At 30.3% G+C, this 23,608-nt stretch carries 14 protein-coding genes; 13 read left to right on the top strand and 1 reads right to left on the bottom strand.

Features of this window, described 5'->3' with window-relative positions:
• Together lon and yihA are read left to right on the top strand one after the other, a co-directional pair.
• Positions 1 to 2,355 carry an endopeptidase La gene (gene lon, locus RIN63_RS14215; protein WP_310445408.1) on the top strand — a complete coding sequence of 785 codons (2,355 nt, stop codon included), beginning with the start codon at positions 1 to 3 and terminating at the stop codon, positions 2,353 to 2,355.
• A complete protein-coding gene (gene yihA, locus RIN63_RS14220; protein WP_310445409.1) occupies positions 2,342 to 2,941 on the top strand; it encodes a ribosome biogenesis GTP-binding protein YihA/YsxC in 600 nt (199 codons plus the stop codon). Before lon ends, yihA begins: the two co-directional genes overlap by 14 nt.
• Before the next feature lie 49 nt (positions 2,942 to 2,990).
• On the opposite strand, the gene rd is transcribed toward yihA, so the two are convergent.
• Complete coding sequence (gene rd / locus RIN63_RS14225) at positions 2,991 to 3,149, bottom strand: rubredoxin (protein WP_310445410.1); 159 nt, start codon at positions 3,147 to 3,149, stop codon at positions 2,991 to 2,993.
• A gap of 199 nt (positions 3,150 to 3,348) precedes the next feature.
• Between rd and RIN63_RS14230 the strand changes: the two genes are divergently transcribed.
• The 11 genes from RIN63_RS14230 (at position 3,349) to RIN63_RS14280 (ending at position 23,525) form a co-directional block, all read left to right on the top strand.
• Positions 3,349 to 3,744 carry an ATP-binding protein gene (locus RIN63_RS14230; protein ID WP_310445411.1) on the top strand — a complete coding sequence of 132 codons (396 nt, stop codon included), beginning with the start codon at positions 3,349 to 3,351 and terminating at the stop codon, positions 3,742 to 3,744.
• Positions 3,745 to 3,755: 11 nt separating this feature from the next.
• Positions 3,756 to 5,861 carry a YcdB/YcdC domain-containing protein gene (locus tag RIN63_RS14235; protein WP_310445412.1) on the top strand — a complete coding sequence of 702 codons (2,106 nt, stop codon included), beginning with the start codon at positions 3,756 to 3,758 and terminating at the stop codon, positions 5,859 to 5,861.
• Positions 5,862 to 6,061: 200 nt separating this feature from the next.
• Positions 6,062 to 7,279 (top strand): hypothetical protein, encoded by a 1,218-nt coding sequence (locus RIN63_RS14240; protein ID WP_310445413.1) that lies wholly within the window; start codon positions 6,062 to 6,064, stop codon positions 7,277 to 7,279.
• An 18-nt stretch (positions 7,280 to 7,297) separates the two neighbouring features.
• Positions 7,298 to 7,966, top strand: coding sequence for a response regulator transcription factor (locus RIN63_RS14245; protein ID WP_310445414.1), 669 nt, complete (start codon positions 7,298 to 7,300; stop codon positions 7,964 to 7,966).
• Between the two features lie 4 nt (positions 7,967 to 7,970).
• On the top strand, positions 7,971 to 9,404 hold the full coding sequence (locus tag RIN63_RS14250) for a HAMP domain-containing sensor histidine kinase (protein ID WP_310445415.1): 1,434 nt from the start codon (positions 7,971 to 7,973) through the stop codon (positions 9,402 to 9,404).
• 156 nt (positions 9,405 to 9,560) lie between these two features.
• Positions 9,561 to 10,244: an ABC transporter ATP-binding protein gene (locus RIN63_RS14255; protein ID WP_310445416.1), complete on the top strand. Its 684-nt coding sequence runs from the start codon at positions 9,561 to 9,563 to the stop codon at positions 10,242 to 10,244.
• A 16-nt stretch (positions 10,245 to 10,260) separates the two neighbouring features.
• On the top strand, positions 10,261 to 13,389 hold the full coding sequence (locus RIN63_RS14260) for an ABC transporter permease (protein WP_310445417.1): 3,129 nt from the start codon (positions 10,261 to 10,263) through the stop codon (positions 13,387 to 13,389).
• Between the two features lie 38 nt (positions 13,390 to 13,427).
• Positions 13,428 to 15,236 carry a S41 family peptidase gene (locus RIN63_RS14265; RefSeq protein ID WP_310445418.1) on the top strand — a complete coding sequence of 603 codons (1,809 nt, stop codon included), beginning with the start codon at positions 13,428 to 13,430 and terminating at the stop codon, positions 15,234 to 15,236.
• 75 nt (positions 15,237 to 15,311) lie between these two features.
• On the top strand, positions 15,312 to 18,473 hold the full coding sequence (locus tag RIN63_RS14270; RefSeq protein WP_310445419.1) for an ABC transporter permease: 3,162 nt from the start codon (positions 15,312 to 15,314) through the stop codon (positions 18,471 to 18,473).
• A 59-nt stretch (positions 18,474 to 18,532) separates the two neighbouring features.
• Positions 18,533 to 21,694: an ABC transporter permease gene (locus tag RIN63_RS14275; RefSeq protein ID WP_310445420.1), complete on the top strand. Its 3,162-nt coding sequence runs from the start codon at positions 18,533 to 18,535 to the stop codon at positions 21,692 to 21,694.
• Positions 21,695 to 21,731: 37 nt separating this feature from the next.
• Positions 21,732 to 23,525 (top strand): S41 family peptidase, encoded by a 1,794-nt coding sequence (locus RIN63_RS14280; RefSeq protein WP_310445421.1) that lies wholly within the window; start codon positions 21,732 to 21,734, stop codon positions 23,523 to 23,525.
• Positions 23,526 to 23,608: the final 83 nt, after the last annotated feature.

Here is a 23,608-nt window from a genome sequence, read left to right on the forward strand (position 1 = left end):
ATGAATCAGTATACAATTCAAAATAAAGTCCTACCACTAATACCTCTAAGAGGAATGTCAGTGTTTCCTCATATGGTTGTTCACTTTGATGTCGGGAGAGAGAAGTCTATTAATGCTTTGGAAAAAGCTATGTTAGATGATTCTTCTATACTACTTTGCACCCAAAAAGAAACTAAGGTCAATGAACCAACAATAGATGATTTCTACCATGTAGGTACGATAGCAAAGGTAAAACAAATGCTAAAGTTACCTGGAGGTAGCATAAGAGTATTAGTAGAAGGAATGAATAGAGGTAAGATAACAAAGATAACACAAGAAGAACCTCATTTTGTAGCGGATGTAGAAGAACTAGTCTATGATGAACTAGAGATTGAAAAAGATATGAATACAGAAGCAGCTATGAGACTTGTGACAAATGATTTAGAAGAATATATTTCTCTAAATGAGAGAATTTCTCCTGAAGTATTAGTTACAATATCCGATATAGAAGATCCAGGAAGACTTGCAGATATTATAGTTTCCTATATATATCTAAAATTAGAAGACAATCAAAGAGTATTAGAGTGTTTTGATTTCTATGAAAGATTGGAGCTTCTTCATATTATATTACAAGAAGAGATTGAAGTACTAAAGATTGAGGACAAGATTAATCAGAGAGTTAAGAAACAGATTAACAAAGTTCAAAAAGAATATTATTTAAAGGAACAGATTAAAGCAATTCAAAAAGAACTAGGTCAAGATGATGATGTAATGGCTGAAGTAGAAGAATATGAGGAAAAAATAGAAAAAATTAAAATGCCTAAAGAAGTTAAAGAAAAGGCATTGAAAGAAGTAGAGAGACTTACAAAGCTTTCACCTCATTCTCCTGAGACAGGGGTGATTAGAACCTACCTTGACTGGATAATTGATTTACCTTGGGATAAGGAGTCAAAGGATAAAATAGATATAAAGAAATCAAGGGACATACTAAATGAAGACCACTGTGGATTAGAGGATGTAAAAGAAAGAATATTAGAATTTATTGCCATTAGAAAATTAACTAACAGCATGAAAGGGCCTATAATTTGTTTAGTAGGACCACCTGGAGTAGGGAAAACTTCCATTGCTAAATCCATAGCCAAATCACTTAATAGAAAATTTGTTAGGATGTCTTTAGGTGGAGTAAGAGACGAAGCTGAGATAAGAGGTCATAGAAGGACATATATAGGGGCGATGCCAGGAAGTATAATTAACTCTATGAAAAAAGCAAAATCTAAAAATCCAGTATTTCTATTTGATGAAATTGATAAATTAAGTAGTGATTATAGGGGAGACCCATCAAGTGCTCTATTAGAAGTCTTAGATCCAGAGCAAAATACTACTTTTACGGATCATTATTTAGATATTCCATTTGATCTATCAAAGGTACTATTTATTACTACAGCAAATACTACCGCATCAATACCTGCACCTCTATTGGATAGAATGGAAGTAATTAGAATATCTGGGTATACAGAGGAAGAAAAACTAGACATTGCTACAAGCCATTTACTACCTAAGCAATTAAAAGACCATGGATTAAATGAAAACATGCTTATAGTATCTAGTTCTGCCATCAGAAGTATAATAAATAATTATACAAGAGAAGCAGGAGTTAGAAATCTAGAAAGAAATATTGCAAATCTATGCAGAAAAGCAGCAAAGAAAATTGTAGAAGAAAAATTAGCATCTGTTCGAATAAACACTGGCAACCTTTCGAACTATTTAGGTGGAGAAAAATATAGATTTGATACATTAGGAGAAGAAAATCAAATAGGTGTAGCCAATGGATTAGCTTGGACATCTGTAGGTGGAGAGACACTTTCAGTGGAAGTTAACACTATGAAAGGTACTGGCAAAATCCAACTGACTGGAAAGCTTGGAGAAGTAATGAAAGAATCTGCCATGGCAGGGATTTCTTACATCAGAGCCAACTCAGCTTTGTTAGGAATTGAATCTGATTTTCACAAGGAGATGGATATACATATCCATGTGCCAGAAGGAGCAATACCTAAGGATGGACCATCAGCTGGGATTACAATTGCAACTGCTGTTATTTCAGCATTGTCTAATACACCAATTAGAAGAGAACTTGCAATGACAGGAGAAATAACTCTAAGGGGAAGAGTATTACCCGTGGGAGGAATTAAAGAAAAGGTACTGGCTGCCAATAGAATGGGTATAGAAAAAATACTATTACCTATTGAGAATAAAAAAGATTTAGAAGATATACCAGATAAAATAAGAAAAAAAATCACTTTTGTCTTGGTTAAATCCATGGAAGAAGTGTTGGAAAACGCCTTATTAAAGAGGAGTAATACTGATGAAAATAATTAAATCAGACTTACATGCAATTGCTGTAGGACCCAAACAATATCCAGAAGATGAACTCTTAGAAATTGCATTTGCTGGTAGATCCAATGTAGGAAAATCATCATTTATCAATTCTATGATAAATAGATCAAATTTAGCTAGGACTTCTGGTAAACCAGGGAAAACTAGAACAATTAATTTCTATATTATCAATGACAGCTTTAGATTTGTAGACTTACCTGGTTATGGATATGCTCAAGTATCCAAGGTGGAGAAAGAAAAATGGGGACAAATAATAGAAAGATATCTAAAGGATAGACAGAATTTAAGAGAGATAGTCTTAATTGTAGATATAAGGCATGAACCTACTGAGCAAGATTTAATAATGTACCAATGGATTAAATCCTTTGGATTCTCTGGTATAGTAATAGCAACTAAGGCAGATAAAATATCAAAGGGAAATTGGCAAAAGCATATAAAGATTATCAAAAACAAATTAGAGATAAAAGATACTAATCTAATTATCCCTTATTCATCTGAGAAGAAAATTAATGTAGAAGAAGTATGGAAGTTGTTTGAAGGCATATTAAACATAGGTAAAGACCAGTAGCTAAAAGCTACTGGTCTTTATGTAGGGGAAGACATATTTGTCTTACCGTCTATTCTTTTGAAAATTGGTCTTTATCTGCTCCACAAACTGGGCAAACCCAATCTTCTGGTATATCAGCGAAAGATGTTCCTGGAGCTACACCATTATCAGGGTCTCCTTCAGCTGGGTCATACACATATCCACATGGGTCACATACATATCTATCCATTTGCATTCTCCTTTCAATCTTTAATCATATAGATAATACCCAAATTATGAATTATTAAACGATAAAAATTATCTAAACTAAATATAAAATTCAAAAATATATAATAAAAACACTAAAGAAAATGCATAAAGAGGTTAGACTAATGGATAAGTGGGTAAAATAGTTATATATAATAAACAATAATATTTGGATGGAAGTGATGACATTGAATTTTAAATACAATGGTACTGTATGCAGTGATTTAGAGATGATAAGAAACTTTGTAGATGAAATTATTAATAAACTTAATTATATTATAGTTGATAAAGATGTAATGTTTGACATAAGATTAATATTGAACGAATTAGTTATCAATGGAGTCTTACACGGTAACGATTGTATGGAATCAAAATGCGTCAAACTATCATTGGAGGTGAATAGAGACAAAGTAACAATTCAAGTAGAAGATGAGGGTGAAGGCATAGATTTTGACTATAAAACCTATGATCCTACAGATTTAAAATGCTGTGGAAGAGGATTAGTAATAGTAAACGGACTTTCAGATGAATTTTATATACAGAAAAACAAAGTTACAGCAGTAAAGAACATTAATTAGGGGGTTGGATTGTGAAGAAATTATTGAGCGTTTTATTAACTGTCATTATTCTTATAGTGGGGATAACTCCTTCAATGGCCATTGCAGAAAATGGTTATGACAAGAAATTAGAAGAAGCTATAGTAAAAGTAAAAAAACTCTTTAATATCTCAGATGATTATGATAAGTTTACATCTGATGTAAATTCATATGACGGGAAAACTGATTTTTATCTGAATTGGGTAGATTCAAGAGGAAAGTTAGATAATATTAATGTGAATGTAGATATAGACGGCAATATTAATTCTTACGGCATATATTCATCAATATATAAAGAACCTAGCTCAAAATTGCCCACCTATACAAAGAATGAGGCAGAAAAACTTGCAATGGACTTTGTAGCTAAGATTGACCCTACAATTGCAAAATCCATTAAACTAATCCCAAATGAATATCCTATTAGCTCAATGGATACACAATACTATTTTGATTATAGTCGATATGTAAATGGTATACAATATTCACAAAATACTGTAGGAATAAGTGTAGATAAATTTTCAGGAGAAGTAGTGAATTATTATACAAATTGGGAAAGAGATGCAATATTTCCTTCTCCAGAGAAAGCTATAAACTTAGATAATGGAAAAGAGTCATTTAAGACAGAAATTGGGATAAAGCCAATATATAAAGCAAATAATTATTATAGACCTGTAGATACGAACAGTGAAGACAAGAATAATTATTATCTGGCATATTCAACAATCGGAGCTAACAAGGGAATAGATGCTTTTACAGGAAAAGCGGTGAATATAAACTACTATGGACCTTTTTATGGTATAACAGCAAATGAAAAGGCTATGGATGCAGGATACTCTGAAGGAATTACTCCAGAAGAACAAAAGTCTATAGATAAGTTGTCAGGTCTATTAGATGAAAAAACAGCTGAAAAAAAAGCAAGAGAAATATTAAAAATTGATGAAACATATAAACTTAGAAGCAAAAACCTAAATAGCAATTATAAAAACCAAGGTGAATACAATTGGTATATGTATTTTAGCAGAGAAGAATCAGATAAGGATTACTCCAACATAGATATAGGGTTAGATGCAAGGACTGGTGAACTCCTAAATTTTTATAGGATGATTAATTATAAAGCAGATGCCAAATCAAAAATAAATAGAGAAGAAGCCATAAAGATCGCCCAAGAGTATATTAAGAAAATCCAAGCAGATAAGGCAAATCAAGTGGAGTTAAATGAGGATCAATTTTCAGAAGATAACCAACTAAGCTATTACTTCACATTTAATAGAAAATCAGACAATATCTATGTTGAAAATGATGGAATCTATATTGGTATAGATGGAGTTGGTGGTGAAGTAACATCATATACTTTAGATTGGTTCAAAGGCAAACTTCCAGCAAAGGATAAACTTATACCCATAGATAAGGCATATGAAGTATTATGGAATGAAATTGGTCTACAATTAATGTATGTAAAGACCTATGATTATACAAAACCAGAAGGCCAAAATAATGAAATAAAGCTAGTATATTCAACAAATCCAATAAAACCCGTCATAATATCTGGATTAACAGGAGAGTTGCTAGATTACTCAGGGCAGCCATATCGAGAGACAAAGAGAATATCATATAATGATATAGAAAATTCCTATGCTAAAGATAAGATAAAGACACTAGCTGAATATGGGATAGGCTTCGAAGGAGAAGAGTTCAAGCCAAAGGAAAAAATCAAACAAAAAGACTTTGTTTATCTTCTTTGGAAGTCAATGAACCAATATAGGACAGATGCTGTATCAGAGGATGATATATATAATCAAATGATATCTATGGGGTATATGAAAGAAACTGAAAAAAGTCCAGATAAGGTAGTAACAAAAGAAGAAGCAGTAAAATATATAATTAGATTAATGAAACTAGACAAAGTAGCAGAACTTGACGGTATTTACAAAGACATCTTCAATGATCAAAAAGATATATCAAAGGAACTAAATGGATATATGAACATAGCCTATGGACTAAAGATAGTATCAGGAGATGAAAAGGGAAACATTAAAGCAAAATATGAGTTAAAAAGAGAAGATGCAGCTAATATGATTTACAATTATTTGTTTAATTAATAGGATAAAGATGATAAGATGCAATGGAGTTAGTTACCATTGCATCTTTTTACGTGAAACATCATATTGATCTACATAGTGAGTTAAAGTTTTGTTGAATAGACAGATAATGACTCTTTTGATACAATGAGTAGTGAGATGAAAAAAATGGAAAATATTTTAAATTAAAAAATTTCAGATAAGGATTTGGAGAATATGCCATGAAAAAAGGAATAATTTTAATAATGTTCATTTTTAGTTCAATTTTGCTACTAAGTTGTGAAAAACAAGACTATAAAAGAATAATAGTTGAAGATAATATAGGAGTAGAAAGCAAATCCCCTCTAGAGGCATCCAGTTTTGGACAAATATATCTAGAGGTAGACAGTAGTGACTATTTTTATCCATCCTTCTATCATAAGGGAGAGATATATGGATATCTAAAAAAGAGAAATGGTAATGATCCAAATAGTAGAAAATACTTATATAAATTAGATATAAACAATAGATTAACGGAAACATTAAAGGAAAATATGAATTTTAAACTAGGGTCTAAGAATTTTGTGTTTCTGAAGGAACAGGTTTATTTTATAGATTATACTAAGAGAAGTAGAGCAACTCCAATACCTGAATTGTCAAAAATAATTAGTGAACTTAGACAAAAGAGAAAGGAGAGTCAATATAAAATAGCCTATGCTTCTGGAAGTGATATATACTTAATTATATATGAAATATCTTTGGATGGAAAAATAACAGATGTTTTCTTATATGATTTAGAATTAAAAAATCTATATAGAGACATAAATAATAGTGGATATGGTGATATATGCTATGTTCATGAGTTAAACTCATTAATATGGATAGACCAAATGGATTTTAAAATGTATAAGGTCCAGCTTGAAAATAATTATTATACCCTAAAAGAGTATATTGATTTAGGAGTAAATGAAGATATAGATAAAGTAAGAGGAATTATGAAAAATGGTTATGAACTAATTCTTCTCCATGATGTAATATTAGGGAATAAAGATGATTGGAATTTAAAAGAGACATCTGCTATTACGAGTTTTAATTTTAAAACAAATCAATATGACCATTTATTTAGTAAGCCTCTTGATAAAAACTTGTATATGGAGTATTTAGGACAAGGTATCTTCATAGCAGAAAGCTTTGATATATTTGGGGAGTATATTGAAATAACTGAAAGAAGTATATACTATCAAAATTATAATGAACTTATCCAAGTTTATAATGAAAGTTTTCAAGATACATCACAACAATTTTATCCAGAGATGAATGTAGTAGTTGATGAGACTGGGAATGAAATATTTTCCACTAGGGAGATAAATAAGATAATTGGTGGTATTCCAGTTACTAAAAGTATTATTTACCAGAGAATTAATATAGTACTTCCAAATATGAACCTGAAACCAAACTAGAGAAATAGGAGGGAAAAAATGGTCAAAAAAATTTTAGTAGTGGAAGATGAGTATTCAATTAATGATATATTGACAATAACCTTGTTAAATGAAGGATATAATGTGGAAAATGTTTTTGATGGTAAAACAGCATTGGAAAGGATAAAAGCATTTAAACCAGACCTGGTACTTTTAGATTTAATGCTCCCTGATATAGATGGTTTTGAAATCTGTAAGAAAATATCTATAGACCATTTAGTTATTATGATTACAGCTAGGGATAGTATTTTCGACAAGATCATAGGATTAGAGTTGGGAGCAGATGATTACATAATTAAACCATTTGAAATAAAGGAAGTAATAGTTAGAGTAAAAGCATTATTTAGAAGTATTAAAAAAGAAAAACAGATTTTATTAGAAGAGTTTGTTGAACTAGACGAGGGTATAAAAGTGGATTTGCTTGGGGAACGAGTATTTAAAAATGGTGAGGGAATTCAATTAAAAAGACAAGAATCTGCCTTGTTTTTCTTTCTATTAGAAAACAGAAATAGAGTATTTACCAGAGCTGAACTTTTAGACAGTGTATGGGGATATGATTATTACGGAGATTCTAGAACAGTTGATGTTCATATTAGACGAATTAGAGCTAAACTAGAAGCACCTACCATTATAGAAACTATTTTTGGTAAAGGCTATGTAATGAGGTAGAGCAATGCTAAATACTATTAGAGGCAAGATAACCACAGGAATTATTTTAATTAGTTTCATAATCTTAATAATAATAAACTTTACCATATGGAAAATATTTGAAGGCAATTTACAAACATCTATATTAAATGATATGAAGAGAATTATGTCAATAATTCATCATGACATTCAAAGACAAACGCTAAATACAACAGGACATATAAATTTGTACAATAGGAACAATTTATGGACAATTATGAATACGATAAATCTTCAATATGATATATATTTATCAATAAAGTATGATAAAGATAATTATATACAGTTTGCAGGTGAAATTATTGATAAAAACAGTATACAAGAGATAATAGAGTCTAGTACTAAAAAATCCTCATTACTATACATTCACAATGAAGATACAAGATATTTTGTTACTTATTCATACCCATTATATATAAAGAATGAATATGCAGGTATATTTGTATTTCAAAAGGATTATTTGGTTCAATATGCTAATTATAAGGACCTAATGACAAGAATATTAGGTATTCAAATTATTTTATTTACAGTGATGATATTAACAAACTTTATTTGGTTAAAAAAGTCAACTAACTCACTAAATACATTGTTAAAAGGAATAAGATCTATAGGTGAAGGGGAATTCTCCAATAGGCTAGAAGCGAGAAGCAATGATGAAGTGGCCATACTTATTCACCATTTCAATAAAATGCAAGATAAAATAGTATCACAAATGGAATATCTACAACAGGAAAAAACTAAGATTGAGAAACTGGAAAAGTCCTCCAGAGATTTTTTCAACTATGCAACCCATGAGATGAAAACTCCGATTACTTCTATTACAGGATATGCACAGCTATTAAAGGAAGGGAAGATAGATGAAATAATAAAAGATAGAGCATATGAAAGAATTATAACAGAATCTGATAGAATGAATAAAATGGTTCAGAACATGCTGATTATAGCCAAAGGAAAAGAGATTGAAAAAGAGCATAATGGCTACTTTAACTTAAATGAACTGCTGGTGCAAATAACTAAAGAATATGAGTTAATACTTAATAGAGGAAAGATAGATCTTAATCTACAAAATGAAAGTATTCTTATCTTTGCCAGTGAAGAAGAAATACGGGCAGTTATTTTAAATCTCTTTGATAATGCTATAAAATATAGTACGGATGGACACATAAAAATCAGATCATATTTAGGGAATCATGCATACATCTCTATAGAGAACAATACATTACCTATACCTGAAGGAATAAGAAATATACTATTTGATCCATTTGTTAAATATAATCATGGTGACCAAAAACAAGCTAGCTCTGGACTAGGACTTTATATATGTAGAGAATTAATTGAAAATAATAAAGGTAAAATAAATTATAACTTAAATGGGGATATAATTAATTTTACAATTGCATTACCCAAATTGACCAATTAATGTAGATGTGGACTTAAAAATCCACATCTATTTTTATTTTTGTATATATTTAACAATTTGGAAACATCTAGGTCCTATTTGGAAAAGATTTGTTGATATAATTTACTTTGAGATATCTTATATTTCACACTAACTTTTTCAAAGGGAGGGTAAAAAATGAGTTTATTAAAATTAGAGAATATTAGCAAGACTTATGTAACAGGGGAGTTAGTAGTAGAGGCTTTAAAATCAGTTAATTTAGAAATTGATCAAGGATATTTCTATGCAATAATTGGCAAATCAGGCTCTGGGAAATCAACTTTACTACATATATTAGGAGCCCTAGACAGACCTACTGAAGGGAAGTTATTTCTGGAGGGTGAAAGTGTATTTGAAAAAAATGATAAAGACATTACAATACTAAGACGAAGAAGAATTGGCTTTGTATTTCAATCCTACAACTTACTTCCAGAACACACTGTATTGGAGAACATACTAATGCCAGCACATCTAGATGGTAAAAAACCAGAGATGGATAGATTAAAGGAAATTATATCTTCATTAGATATAGAAGACAAACTTTCCTATTATCCAGATGAACTATCTGGTGGAGAAAGACAAAGGGTAGCTATAGCTAGAGCATTAATTACCAATCCAGCTATTCTCCTAGCAGATGAGCCAACGGGAAATCTTGATGAAAATACAGGTCAAGAGGTAATAGATTTACTTAAGAAATCAGCAGAGCAATTCCATCAAACTATCATATTAGTAACTCATGATATGGATATAGCAAGACAAGCAGACCATATAATTCAAATAGTAGATGGGCAAATAGTTTCTTACCAGGGGGAAATAGAGTAAACAGGAGGCGTAATTTATGCTAAGAAAAATAGCTTTATCTAGTATGAAGGGAAGGAAGAAGGATACTCTTGTTTTATCATCTGTAATTATTTTATCATTTATATTTATTGTAATAACTACAATATTTCATGCTAGTGCTGAAATGACCAAATATGAACAAAAAGTTGCAATGTTTGGGAAGTGGGATTTTGCATATTATAATGGTAATCAAGATATTCAAAAAAGTCTATTAGAATTGGAAGATGTAAATAAGTTAGGTATAAGTAGAATCATTGGAAAATCATCTACCTGTGGAAATATAGGAACAATAAATCAAGATCTTATAGACTTGGGAGCTTTCCATTTGTATGAGGGGAAGTTACCTGAAAGAGACGATGAAATTGCTTTAGAATTAAATCAACTAAAAGAATTTCCCAGTGATATAAAAGTTGGAGATACCATTCCTATAAGAATAGATTTTCCAGTTTCAAAAAGAGATTATGATACAGTAGTTATCGAACAAGATAGTATAGTAATGCAAGAAATTGAAGAACTTCAAGAACAGGGGATTGCAAACCATATTGACTCTGAGGAGGTATACATCAAACATGTGTATCACCTTAATAGAAATGTTCAATCTTTGGAGAGTTTTAATGGAACAGAAATTGGTGCATATACGAATTACTTATATAGGTTTTTAAGATTAGATGAAGAAAGTATTTATAATCCCAATGATTATTTACAAGATGTTCCTAAATATGGTTCTATTTTAAGTCAAAAACATTATATAACTAGAAATATGGTTGTAACAGGAATTGTGCAAACTTACAGCAATATATGGGATAAAGGCTATCATCCAGTTGCTAATGCCTTTATAACAGAAGATACAGGAAAGCTTCTTATTGAAGATGGATATTTTTTAAGTGAGGTAGTAGACAATAGCAGTTATAAGACTCCATATAATTTATTTATAGATACAAAACTAGTACCAGAGAATTTTTCTAATAAGTATATAGATGAATTTGAAAAACTTATGCTAAACTCCTATTTACACTCAGATACAGAAGATTCTACAGAAGTCACAATGACCTATGGCATTTTATTAGCAGTATTTATAGCTACAATTATTTCCGTATTTTTAATATACTTCACGCAAATCAGGAGAAGAGCTAGAAGAATTGCTTTATTAAAATCCATTGGTGCAACTAATGGTCAAATAGTCAAGCTAATATTATGGGAAGTATGTAATCTACTTATTATACTAATTCCCATAGGTGTAGCTGCTGGAATGGAATTAGGTAAATTGGTATTAGGTATGACGAATAAACACGGAAGAACTGAGTTGAATTTTCATGTTGATTACAGACTAATGACTTTAGGTGTATTGGTTGGATGTATAGCAATATTTATTGGCATTTTGGCCCCCATGATAATTTCCTTGAAGATTCCATTAATAGGGACCATATCTGAGCTTCCTAGACGAAAAAAGACTTTAAAAATCAAACCAATGAAAATTTTCTATAATAATCAAGTTAATAGAGTTAGTAAGAAGAATAAAGAAGTAAATTTTGATATGAAGGTACAATCCTTCGGTAGGATTTCATTAAAAAACATTAAATATAACATAAAAAATTATTTAATGGTATTAGGATTATATACAATTACTATATCTGTACTATTAGGTTCTATTTTTCTTGGCTATTTGTCCTTTAGTTTTTATATTGACAATATAGTAGTTACAGGTAAACCTTCCTATGGATATGAAGTAAATTATGGATTACCTCGGGAGGATATAGATAACTATAGAGAAGAGCTTAAATCAATTGAGGGTGTGACCAATATTAATGTATCCAAAGGCGGAGATGGTGCATTACTTTGGTATGAAGGAATTGAGCAAAATAGATTATATTCTGAATTTCAATCTATATTACCTTCAAATTTAATATCAAAACATTTCGGTGCAAAAAACACTGAATTTATTAATTTATATTCAGAGTATCTAGTGGAGGATGCTATAGTTGCTAATATTTATGGTATTGATGTAAATACAGATATCTACGAGGAATTGAGGAATGCAATAACTAAGGGTGCATTAGATAAAGAGCGATTTGAAGCTGGAAAAGAAGTAATTGTATTGTCTCCTATTTATGAAAGTATAGTAGGGGACATAGAAGAAACTCATAATGATGATATGAACATTTTATTAGATACAGAGCAAAGAAATAGAATGAAGGCATTACTACGATATAATAACCTCTATGATATAACCTACGATTTCCGAAAAAGCGAGAATTATTCACATGATAGTAGCGTAGAAATTGGAGACAGCATATATCTTACAATACTAAATGAATCTACAATAAATACCTTCAAAAGTTATGATGTAAAAGTTGGAGCAATTATTCATTATTTTCCAGATAAGGGTATATGGCCTTTTTCAGAGACTATTGAAAATCCAGTAGTAATAGGTTCCTATAGTTTTACTGAAAGATTATACCCTGCCACTATTAAAAGTAGATATATTAAGAGTAATATCAATTTATCATCTATGCTTAAGAATAAGATACCTGCAAAATATGGGAAGTCATGGATTTTTATTGAAACTGATAATGATTCCTTTAAGCCTCAATCATTGATTAGTTTGCAAGATATAGCAAGGGAAAGAGGATTTAAGTTGCATGAATACAAGGAAGTTAATGATATTGCATTTAAAAAGGCATTTAATTCCGCTACTATCCCAGTTGTCCTAGGAATTGCTGTTGCAATAATTAATAGTATTATACTTTATAATATATCTTTATCAAAACTGGAACAAGAAAGAGATAGAATTGGTACTTTCCAGGCATTAGGGGTTATGAAAGGAGAATTTAAAAAACAATATTTAATAGTGGGATTTGTCTATGGCTTAATTTCATTAATAATATTCCATATACTATTTGCTTTAACTATATCTTTTACATCCATAGGAAAGGTTAGTTTTATGTCTATGAATATAGAAAAATATATTAATTATATTGTAAGTAAACAGCTTTGGCTATATCCATGGGGAATCCATATAATAATATGTATAATTTTCTTCGTAGCTACTATATTGACTTACTATTTACCACTAAGAAAGATAATAGATAATCAACCTATGGATAATATCAGAAGCTTGGGAAGATAGAGGGATCTATAAACAGATAGCAAAGGAGCGTGGGTTATATGAGGAAAGTAACTTTAATGATTTTTCTATGTCTTTTCTTAATAGGTTGTAATTCTTCAAAGGGAAATGAAAGTAAGATTGAGTTACCAGTAGATTCACCAAAAATAAATGAGGTATTTTATAAGGTAGAAGATAAAATAGGAAATAATGGTGAATTTAATAAGGGATCAAAGATAGATGAAATTAGTCTTACTGATAATAATATTGACAATCTATATTTGCTGGGGAAAGTCTGGGGATTTTTGAAATATTATCATCCTTATGTTGCAAAAGGAGAATATAACTGGGATTATGAATTATTTAGAGTTCTACCTAGGATTATAGAAGTGGAAAATACAGATGAGAGAGATGAAATGTTATGTAATTGGATAGAAAGCTTGGGAGACTATGAGGCTGGTAGATATCCTTTAGAAAATGAGTGGGATATAAAAGTGAATATAGATTTGAATTGGATTGAAAATTCTAATTTGAAACAAGGATTGATATTACAACTTACAGATATTAAGAAAGCTAGGAGGAGATTAAATAGTAAGTATGCTGATGTAAGTAAATATATGATAAATCCAGATTTTAAAAATGAAAAACCATATTCGCAAATGACCTATCCAGATGCTGGATATCGCCTATTATCTCTATACAGATATTGGAATATAATTGAATATTACTTTCCTTATAAGTATTTGATTGAAGAGGATTGGAACAATGTATTAAAGGAGTTTATCCCTAAATTTTTAGATGCTTCAGATGAATTAGAGTATAACCTTGTAGTCTTAGAGTTAATTACTAGAATAAATGATTCACATGCTGTGGTTGAAAAGTCTAAAATTTTGGACCAATACTGGGGGATAAATTATTCTCCTATAAAAGTTGCTTTTATTGAAGATAAACTAGTTGTAATAGATTATTATAATAAAGAATTGGTGCAACAGTCAGGGCTTAAGATAGGAGATATAATTACAAATATTAATAATAAGACTGTAGAAGATATAGTTATTGAAATGGAACCCTATGTTCCTGCATCAAATCATCCCACTAAATTAAGAAATATTTCAAGGGACATTCTGAGAACCAATGAGGAATCTTTAAGAATTGATTACATCTCTAATGATGAAATCAATTGGACGGAAGTAAAGTGCTATCCAAAAGAAGTATTAAATAGTGATATATCGGAGTTTAATAGATTAGTTAAAAATAATAATGCAGATACTTATTATAAAGTTATTGATTCTGATATTGGGTACATTTATCCAGGATTATTTAAGGCTGAATATGAGAAGGAGCTCCTTGCAAATATTAAAGATACAAAAGGATTAATAATCGATTTTAGATCTTATCCTATGGAGCCTATTATGCCTGTATTAGGAAATTATTTATTTCCAGAAAGCATTCAATTTGCTAAGTTTACTAAAGGAAGTCTAGAAGAACCGGGTTCATTTAGTTTTCAACATAATTCAGAAATAGGAATGACAAATGATTATTATTATAAAGGCAAAATTGTAATAATCATTAATGAAATCTCACAGAGTCAATCAGAGTTTACTACTATGGCTTTTAGAAAAGCACCTAATGCAATAGTAATTGGTAGCAATTCAGCAGGTGCAGATGGAGATGTATCTTTTTTCTATCTTCCTGGAAACATCTACACAAGAATAACAGCTGCAGGAGTATATTATCCTGATGGTGGAGAAACACAGAGAATAGGCATAATACCAGATATAGAAGTAAACCCAACTATTGAAGGTATTAAAGCTGGTAGAGATGAGTTGATTGAGAAGGCAATTCAGATCATTAAAGAAGATGAAAGATAATTTTTACTATTTATCGTACCAGATTGATAAATAGTTTCTTACTAGGGGGAAATAGAGTAAACAGGGGGTGTGGATATGCTAAGAAAAATAGCCTTATCTAGTATGAAAGGAAGAAAGAAGGATACTTTTATACTATCATCTGTAATCATATTATCATTTATATTTATTGTAATAACCACAGTCTTTCATGCTAGCTCTGAAAAGACTAAGTATGAACAAAAATCTGCAATGTTTGGGAAATGGGATTTAGTATATTATAATGGGCATTTAGATATACAAAATAGTTTATTAGAATTAGAAGATGTGGAAAAACTAGGAGTTAGTAGAATCATAGGGAGATCATTAACCTGTGGAATCGTGGGGACTATTAATCAAGAATTGGTAGATTTAGGGTCGTTCCACATATATGAAGGAAGGATGCCAGAAGGTGATGATGAAATTGCCCTGGAATTAAATCAGCTTAAGCAATTTCCAAGTGATATTAAAGTTGGGGATGTTATCCCTGTAAGGATAGATATTCCAATTTTTGAAGGTGATGAAATAAACGCTATGAAGGAACAAATGGCACGAATACTCCCAACCCTTCAAGAAATAGAAGCTAATCAAGAACCCAAGGGAGCATTAAATATAGTTGAGATTTATGATAAATATGCTATTAAAAACATAAGGAACACTCAATCCTTGGAAGCCTTTGATGGAACAGAAGTTGGGGTAAAAACAGGATTTGCATATATGTATACAAGATTGGATGAAGATGAACTAGTAGATGACCCAGAAGCAACTAAGGAAAATACAACAAAGTATGGAACTATGATAAATCAAAAAGCTTATATAGTTAGATTTATGACCGTAACAGGAATATTTCAAACATATAGCAATCTTTGGGATAGCGGTCAATATTCTGTTGCCAATGCTTTTATAACAGAGCATACAGGGAGGCAACTTATTGAAAAGGGCTACTTTTTAACTAAGGAATTAGATACTAGCAATTATGAAACGGCCTACCATTTATTTATAAATACTAAGCTCTCGCCAGAAAAATTTTATAATACATATAGTGATGACTTTGAGAAACTGAGGGTAAATTCTTATCTCCATTCAGATATTGAAGGATCCACAGAAAATATACTAGTATATGGCATTTTATTATCAGTATTTGTAGCGACAATTTTTATAGTGTTTTTAATATACTTTACTCAAATGAAAAGGCGGACTAGGAGAATTGCTTTATTAAAATCCATTGGAGCAACTAATGACCAAATAGGAAAGCTTTTATTATGGGAAGTATTATATATATTAATCATGACCATTCCCATAGGTGTAGCTGGTGGAATAGGAGTAGGGAGAATAGTTTTGCTTATCACCAATAAATATGGCAAAACTCAGTTGAATTTTCATGTTGATTATGGTCTAACACTTTTAGGTGTATTAATAGGTATTTTGGCTATATTTATCAGTATGATAGCACCTATGATAATGTCTATGAAAATACCACTAACTGGAACCATTTCAGAACCCCCTAGAAGGAAAAGTATCTTAATGAAATTTAAGAATGATAAATCTAAGTCAAAAGATTTAAATCCTAAGAAATCAGCAGTAAAAGCAAATGGTAAGATAAAGCCAGTAAATTTTCATATGAAGATACAGACCTTTGGAAAAATATCCTTGAAAAACATCAAACATAATAAGGGAAAACACCTATTGACATTGGGACTATATACTATCACCATAACTGTATTATTAGGATGTGTCTTTCTAAGCTTTCTATTTTTTGGAGATTACATCAACAATATTATTATTACTGGTAAGCCATCTTATGGTTTTGAAGTAAATTATGGATTAACTAGGGATGAAATAATGAATTTTACAGAGGACATTAACTCAATCGAAGGCGTGACCAATGTTGATTTATTTAAAGGAGGAGAGCATGCATTTCTATGGTATGAAGGCATTGAAAATAATGTGATACACAATGGATTTAGAAATATATTACCATCCTATCTATCAAAAGAACATTTTGGACTAAATAGTACTGACTATAGTAATTTGAACAAAGACAATGATTATCTGGTCAAAGAGGCAATAGTTACAAATATATATGGTATTGATGTAAATGAAAGCATATATAATGAATTTAAAGATTCAATAACTGAGGGAAGCCTAAATAAAGCAGAATTTGAAGCAGGAGAAGAAGTAATTTTAATGTTACCCATTTATGGTGAGTTAGGAAGTGATTTAGAAGAGGTTGATCAGTATTATGAAAAAGACATACTATCTAATACAGAACAAAAAAATAGGGTTAGAAAATTACTCGAATATAAGAATCTCTATGGCATGACTTATGATTTCCGCAAGAGCAATTATTATTTACAGGAAAGTAGCATTGAAATCGGAGATTCCATATATTTAACAATACCTACTGAAAAAGAGATTAATGATGTTACATTTAATGATGTAAAAATAGCAGCATTGATTTATTATTTTCCAGAGAAAGGTATATGGCCTTTTTCAGATACTATAGAGAGCCCAGTAGTCATAGGTTCTTATAATTTAATTGAAAGATTATATCCTACAACTATCACAGGTAAGGGAAGGCTAGATGCTAGAAATTTATATGACAGGATAAAGACTTTAACTCCTACAAGATACGGTAAAACATGGATCTTTGTAGAAACTAATAGTAAATCATTTGAAGCTCAATTACAAACTAGCTTACAAAAAAGAGCAAGGGATTGGGAATTTAAATTACATGACTATAAGGAAACTAACGATATTGTATATAGAAAGGCATTCAATTTCACATTAATCATAGCAATTCTAGGAATTGCAGTTGCGATAATCAATAGTATTATACTTTATAATACATCTTTATCAAAACTAGAACAAGAAAGAGATAGAATTGGTATTTTCCAGGCATTAGGAGTTACAAAGGAACAGTTTCAAAAACAATATCTAATAATGGGATTTTCCTATGGCCTAATCTCTTTATTGATATCACATATAGTGTTAATTATAGCTGTAATGTTTACATCCATAGGAAATAGTAGACCTATGCTAATGAATATTAGCCAATATATTGATTATGTTATAAAAGGCCAACTATGGTTATATCCATGGATTATTCATATATCAATATGTATTGTATTCTTTATAGCTGCTATACTAACATACTATTTACCACTAAAGAAGATATTGGATAATCAACCAATAGATAATATTAGAAGTTTAGGAAGGTAGGTATATTTGATTTACCCAGTAAATAAGAACAATTAATTGATAAACAGGGGGTGCTATATATGTTAAGAAAAATTGCTTTATCTAGTATGAAGGGAAGGAAAAAAGATACAATTATACTTTCATCAGTAATTATCTTATCATTTCTCTTTATTGCAATAACGACAATTTTACATTCCAGTTCTGAAGTAACCAAGTATGAGCAAAAAGTTGCCATGTTTGGAGAATGGGATTTTTCATATTACAATACAGACCAGGATATAGAAACAAGCTTATTAGAATTAGATGATGTTGATAAACTAGGAGTTAGTAGAATAATAGGGAAAACAGCTAACTGTGGGGTTTTAGGCACCATAAATGAAGAACTCATAGATATAGGAGCTTTTCAATTACATGAGGGAAGGATGCCAGAAGCAGTTGACGAAATTGCCCTAGAATTCAGTCAGCTGAAGGAATTTCCAGAGGATATTAAAGTTGGAGATACAATTCGGGTAAGAATAGATTTTCCCTTTATAGAAAGGGATAGACAGACAGTAACTACAGGACAAAATGATAGAATTCTAGCTGAGATAGAAGAACTCATTGAAGATAGAATAATAAAAGTTACTAATATAGAAAAGATATTTGCTAATAATGTATATCAAATTGAAAGAAATATTCAATCCTTGGAGAGTTATAATGGAACTGAAATTAGTAGCTTAACCTCTTATATATATAAATTTTTAAGATTAAATGAAAATGAGGAATATGATCCTACTGCATATTTTGACGATGTTCCAAGATACGGTGGTATATTAAACAGAAGATATTCTATAAGTAGAAATATGGTTATTACAGGGATTATCCAAACTTATAGTGACTTATGGGATAGAAACAATAATACTCTTCCTAACTCTTTTATAACAGAAGAGACAGGAAGAAAATTTATTGAAGATGGATATCTTATGAGCAAGGTAATAAAAACTGGTATGTATAAAACTCCATATAATTTATTTATAGATACAAAGTTAAAAGTAGAGAATTTTTCTAATAAGTATCTAGATAAATTTGAAAACCTTAGGATAAACACCTATTTACATTCAGATACAGAAGATTCCACAGAGGGAACATTGACCTATAGTATATTATTAGGAATATTTATAGCTACAGTCATTTCAGTATTTTTAATATACTTAATTCAAATCAGAAGAAGATCTAGAAGGATTGCCTTATTAAAGGCTATTGGTGCAACTAATAATCAAATAGCAAAACTCATATTATGGGAAGTAATTAATCTGCTTATTATAATAATTCCTATAGGTATAGTTGCTGGAATGGGATTAGGAAAAGTTGCCCTAGGAATAGTGAACAAATACGGAAAGACTGAGTTAAACTATCATATTGATTATATATTAATGTTTCTAGGTATATTGGTCGGGTGTATAGCAGTACTTATAGGTATCTTAGCTCCAATGATACTATCTATGAAGATTCCACTAACAGGGACTATAGCACAACCACCTAAGAGAAAAAAGACTTTAAAAGCTAGACTAGAGAAAATTTTTAATAAGAAGAAAATCAATAGAGTAAGGAAAGAAGCAGACTTAAATATACAGATACAAAGTTTTACAAGGATTTCATTAAAGAACATTAAGTATAATAAGCGTAAATATTTAATGGCACTTGGCTTATATACCATTACTATATCTGTCTTATTAGGCTCTCTTTTTAGTTCCTATTTATCCTTTGCTTTTTATAGAGATAATATAATAGTTACTGGGAAACCATCTTATGGATTTGAAGTGAATTATGGGTTGCCTCAAGAAGATATAGATAAGTATACAAAAGAGCTTAAGTTAATAGATGGAGTAACTAATGTTGATACTTACAAGGGTGGAGTAGGTGCTTACTTGTGGTATGAAGGAATTGAACAAAATAGACTTCATTATATATTTAAGTTTTTATTACCTTCTCATTTGACTAGGGAGCATTACGGGAGAAAAAATTCTATATATAAAAGTTATAATGCAGAATATCTTATGGATGAAGGAGTTGTAAGTAATATATATGGAATTGATGTAGATACTGAAATCTATAGGAAATTTGAAAAGGCTATAACTAAAGGAAGTTTAGATAAAGATAGATTTGAAGCTGGAAAAGAAGTCCTTATATTATCTCCAATTTATAATAGGATAGTAGAAAATTCTAATAAAGGCAATTCTAATAAAGACAATTCTAATAAAGACAATAATGATGAGACCATTCTGATGGATACAAAGCAAAGTAATAGAATGAAGATACTACTAAAGCATAATAAGCTTTATGATATTAGCTATGATTTCCGAAAAAGCGAGGGTTATTCACAGGACAATAGTATAGGAATTGCTGACACCATATATATTACAATACCATATGAATCAATTGGAGAATCTATTTCAAGTAAATATGTCGAAAGTTTTGATCTAAAAGTAGGGGCAATTATTCACTACTTTCCAGAAGAGGGTATATGGCCTTTTTCAGAGACTATTGAAAATCCAGTAGTAGTGGGTTCCTATAAACTAATAGAGAGATTATACCCATCTACTATTAAAAGTAGGTATGCAAAGAGTAAAATTAGTATGTTAGATTTAATACAGTGGAGGATGCCTACTATGTATGGGAAGTCATGGGTTTTTATTGAAACCGATAAAAGTTCATTTAAAACTGAATCATTGACGATTATGAATGAAATGGCGAAGGAAGGTGGATTTAAGTTACATGAATATAAAGAGGGTAATGATTTTGCATTAAAAACTGCCCTTAATTCAGCCACTATCCCACTAATGCTAGGACTTGTAGTTGCATTGATTAATATCATCATACTTTACAATACATCCAAATCAAAACTGGAACAGGAAAGAGATAGGATTGGTATTTTGCAGGCATTGGGAGTTACAAAGGAAGAATTTAAGAAACTATATTTAATACTAGGAGCTCTCTATGGTTTAATCTCATTGATAGTATTCCATATGGCCTTAGCTTTTACTATATCATTTACTTCCATAGGAAAGAGTGCTTTTATATCCATGAGTCTAGGAAAATATATTAACTATATTTTAAGTAAGGCCATTTGGCTATATCCTTGGCCAATTCATATAATAATATGTATTATATTCTTTGCAACAACTACATTGACTTACTATTTGCCACTTAGAAAAATAATAGATAATCAAGCTATAGAGAATATCAGAAGTTTAGTAAGATAGAGGGCCTATAGATATCAGGAAAAGGAGAGTAAGTTTTATGAGAAAAATAATATTAATAATTGCTTTAAGTCTTTTCTTAGTAGCTTGTAATTCTACAAATCTAGAGCAAAGCGTGATTGAATCATCAGAAGAGGAAATTATAAGTGATTATATTTTCTATAAGGTTGAAGATAAAGTTGCAAATGATAATGAATTTAATGCTGGGTCAAAAATAGATGAATTAAATCTTACAGACGATAATATAGAAAATCTAAAGATTATAGGTAAGATTTGGGGTTTTTTGAAGTACTATCATCCTTATGTGGCTAAGGGAGAATATAACTGGGATTATGAATTGTTTAGGGTATTGCCTATGATTCTAGAAGTGGAAAAGCCAGAAGAGAGAGATAGTATATTATTATCTTGGATAGCTAGCCTAGGAGAATATGAAGCTGGTAATTTCCCATTAAAAAATGAGTCAGAAATAAAAAAAGATGTAGATTTTAAATGGATTGAGGATTTTAATCTAAGTCAAGAATTAGTATCACAGCTTACGCATATAAAGAATGCTAGAAGGAGATTAAATAACAAATATGTCAATATAAATAGTCAGAATCTAGTTCCAATTTTTTCAAATGAAAAATCCTATGCAATTATGAGATATCCAGATACTGGATACCGTCTATTATCCTTGTATCGATATTGGAATATAATTGAATACTACTATCCTTATAAGTATTTGATAGAAGAGGACTGGAACAATGTATTAGAAGAATTCATACCTAAGTTCATAAAGGCTTCAGACGAATTAGACTATCAACTTGTTTCTTTAGAGTTAATTACTAGAATAAATGATTCAAATGCTGGGATAGAAGATAGTAAGGCATTGGAAAATCATTTGGGAGTAAATTACCCACCTATAAAAGTTACTTTTGTAGAAGGTAACTTAATAGTAACAGGTTATTATGACAAAGAACTGGGTGAAGAGTCTGGACTTAAACTTGGAGATATAATAAGTAAAATAAGTAACAAGACTGTAGAAGAAATAGTTGTTGAAATGGAGCCCTATATTCCTGCATCAAATTATCCTAGTAAACTTTCAAAAATATCAAAAGATATTTTAAGAACTAATGAGGACTCTTTAAGTATTGAATTTATTCGTGATGATGAAAATTATCTACTGGAATTGGCTTGTTATAAACAGGGAAGTATAAATAGTAAAAAATCTGACTATATTGGATATTCAGATTCCTATTATAAAGATATAGATTCTGATATTGGATACATGAACATTGGCTTGTTTAGAAGTCAAAATGAAGGAGAGTTTATATATAGAACATATAATAAAAAGGGAATAATAGTTGACTTAAGATCTTATTCTTTGGCCTCATATAATGAGATCTTAGGTAGTTATTTCTTGGAAGAAAGCACAGAATATGCTAACTTTACGAAAACTAGCCTTGAAGACCCTGGTGTCTTCAGTTTCCAAGATGTTAATGAAAGAATAAGAGTTACTAGTAGAACTCATTATCAAGGGAAGCTTGTTCTAATTATTAATGAAGAAACTCAAGGTCAATTTGAACTTGCTACTATGCTTTTTAAAACATCTCCTAATACAATAGTAATTGGTAGCAATTCAGCCGGTTCAAATGGTGAGATAAGTAGTCTATATCTTCCAGGGTATATCAGAACGCAAATACCTGGCCTTGGAGTATATTATCTTGACGGTGGTGAAATACAGAGAATAGGTATAGAGCCTGATATAGTCATACATCCAACCATTGAAGCTATAAAAGAAGGTAGAGATGAATTGCTTGAAAAGGCTATCGAGATCATTCATCAGGGGGAATAAATATGCTAGAAAAAATTGCTTTATCTAACTAGATAATCAACCAATTGATAATATTAGAAGTCTAGGAAGATAGGACTTAAAAT

Origin of the sequence: Tissierella sp., from assembly GCF_031460495.1 — a bacterium.
In the GTDB taxonomy this organism is placed as follows: Bacteria; Bacillota; Clostridia; order Tissierellales; family Tissierellaceae; genus JAVKTS01.

Coding starts and splice junctions, on each gene's coding strand:
- lon (WP_310445408.1), top strand. CDS start 1: ATGAATCAGTATACAATTCAAAATAAAGTCCTACCACTAATACCTCTA.
- yihA (WP_310445409.1), top strand. CDS start 2,342: ATGAAAATAATTAAATCAGACTTACATGCAATTGCTGTAGGACCCAAA.
- rd (WP_310445410.1), bottom strand. CDS start 3,149: ATGGATAGATATGTATGTGACCCATGTGGATATGTGTATGACCCAGCT.
- RIN63_RS14230 (WP_310445411.1), top strand. CDS start 3,349: ATGACATTGAATTTTAAATACAATGGTACTGTATGCAGTGATTTAGAG.
- RIN63_RS14240 (WP_310445413.1), top strand. CDS start 6,062: ATGAAAAAAGGAATAATTTTAATAATGTTCATTTTTAGTTCAATTTTG.
- RIN63_RS14245 (WP_310445414.1), top strand. CDS start 7,298: ATGGTCAAAAAAATTTTAGTAGTGGAAGATGAGTATTCAATTAATGAT.
- RIN63_RS14250 (WP_310445415.1), top strand. CDS start 7,971: ATGCTAAATACTATTAGAGGCAAGATAACCACAGGAATTATTTTAATT.
- RIN63_RS14255 (WP_310445416.1), top strand. CDS start 9,561: ATGAGTTTATTAAAATTAGAGAATATTAGCAAGACTTATGTAACAGGG.
- RIN63_RS14260 (WP_310445417.1), top strand. CDS start 10,261: ATGCTAAGAAAAATAGCTTTATCTAGTATGAAGGGAAGGAAGAAGGAT.
- RIN63_RS14265 (WP_310445418.1), top strand. CDS start 13,428: ATGAGGAAAGTAACTTTAATGATTTTTCTATGTCTTTTCTTAATAGGT.
- RIN63_RS14270 (WP_310445419.1), top strand. CDS start 15,312: ATGCTAAGAAAAATAGCCTTATCTAGTATGAAAGGAAGAAAGAAGGAT.
- RIN63_RS14275 (WP_310445420.1), top strand. CDS start 18,533: ATGTTAAGAAAAATTGCTTTATCTAGTATGAAGGGAAGGAAAAAAGAT.
- RIN63_RS14280 (WP_310445421.1), top strand. CDS start 21,732: ATGAGAAAAATAATATTAATAATTGCTTTAAGTCTTTTCTTAGTAGCT.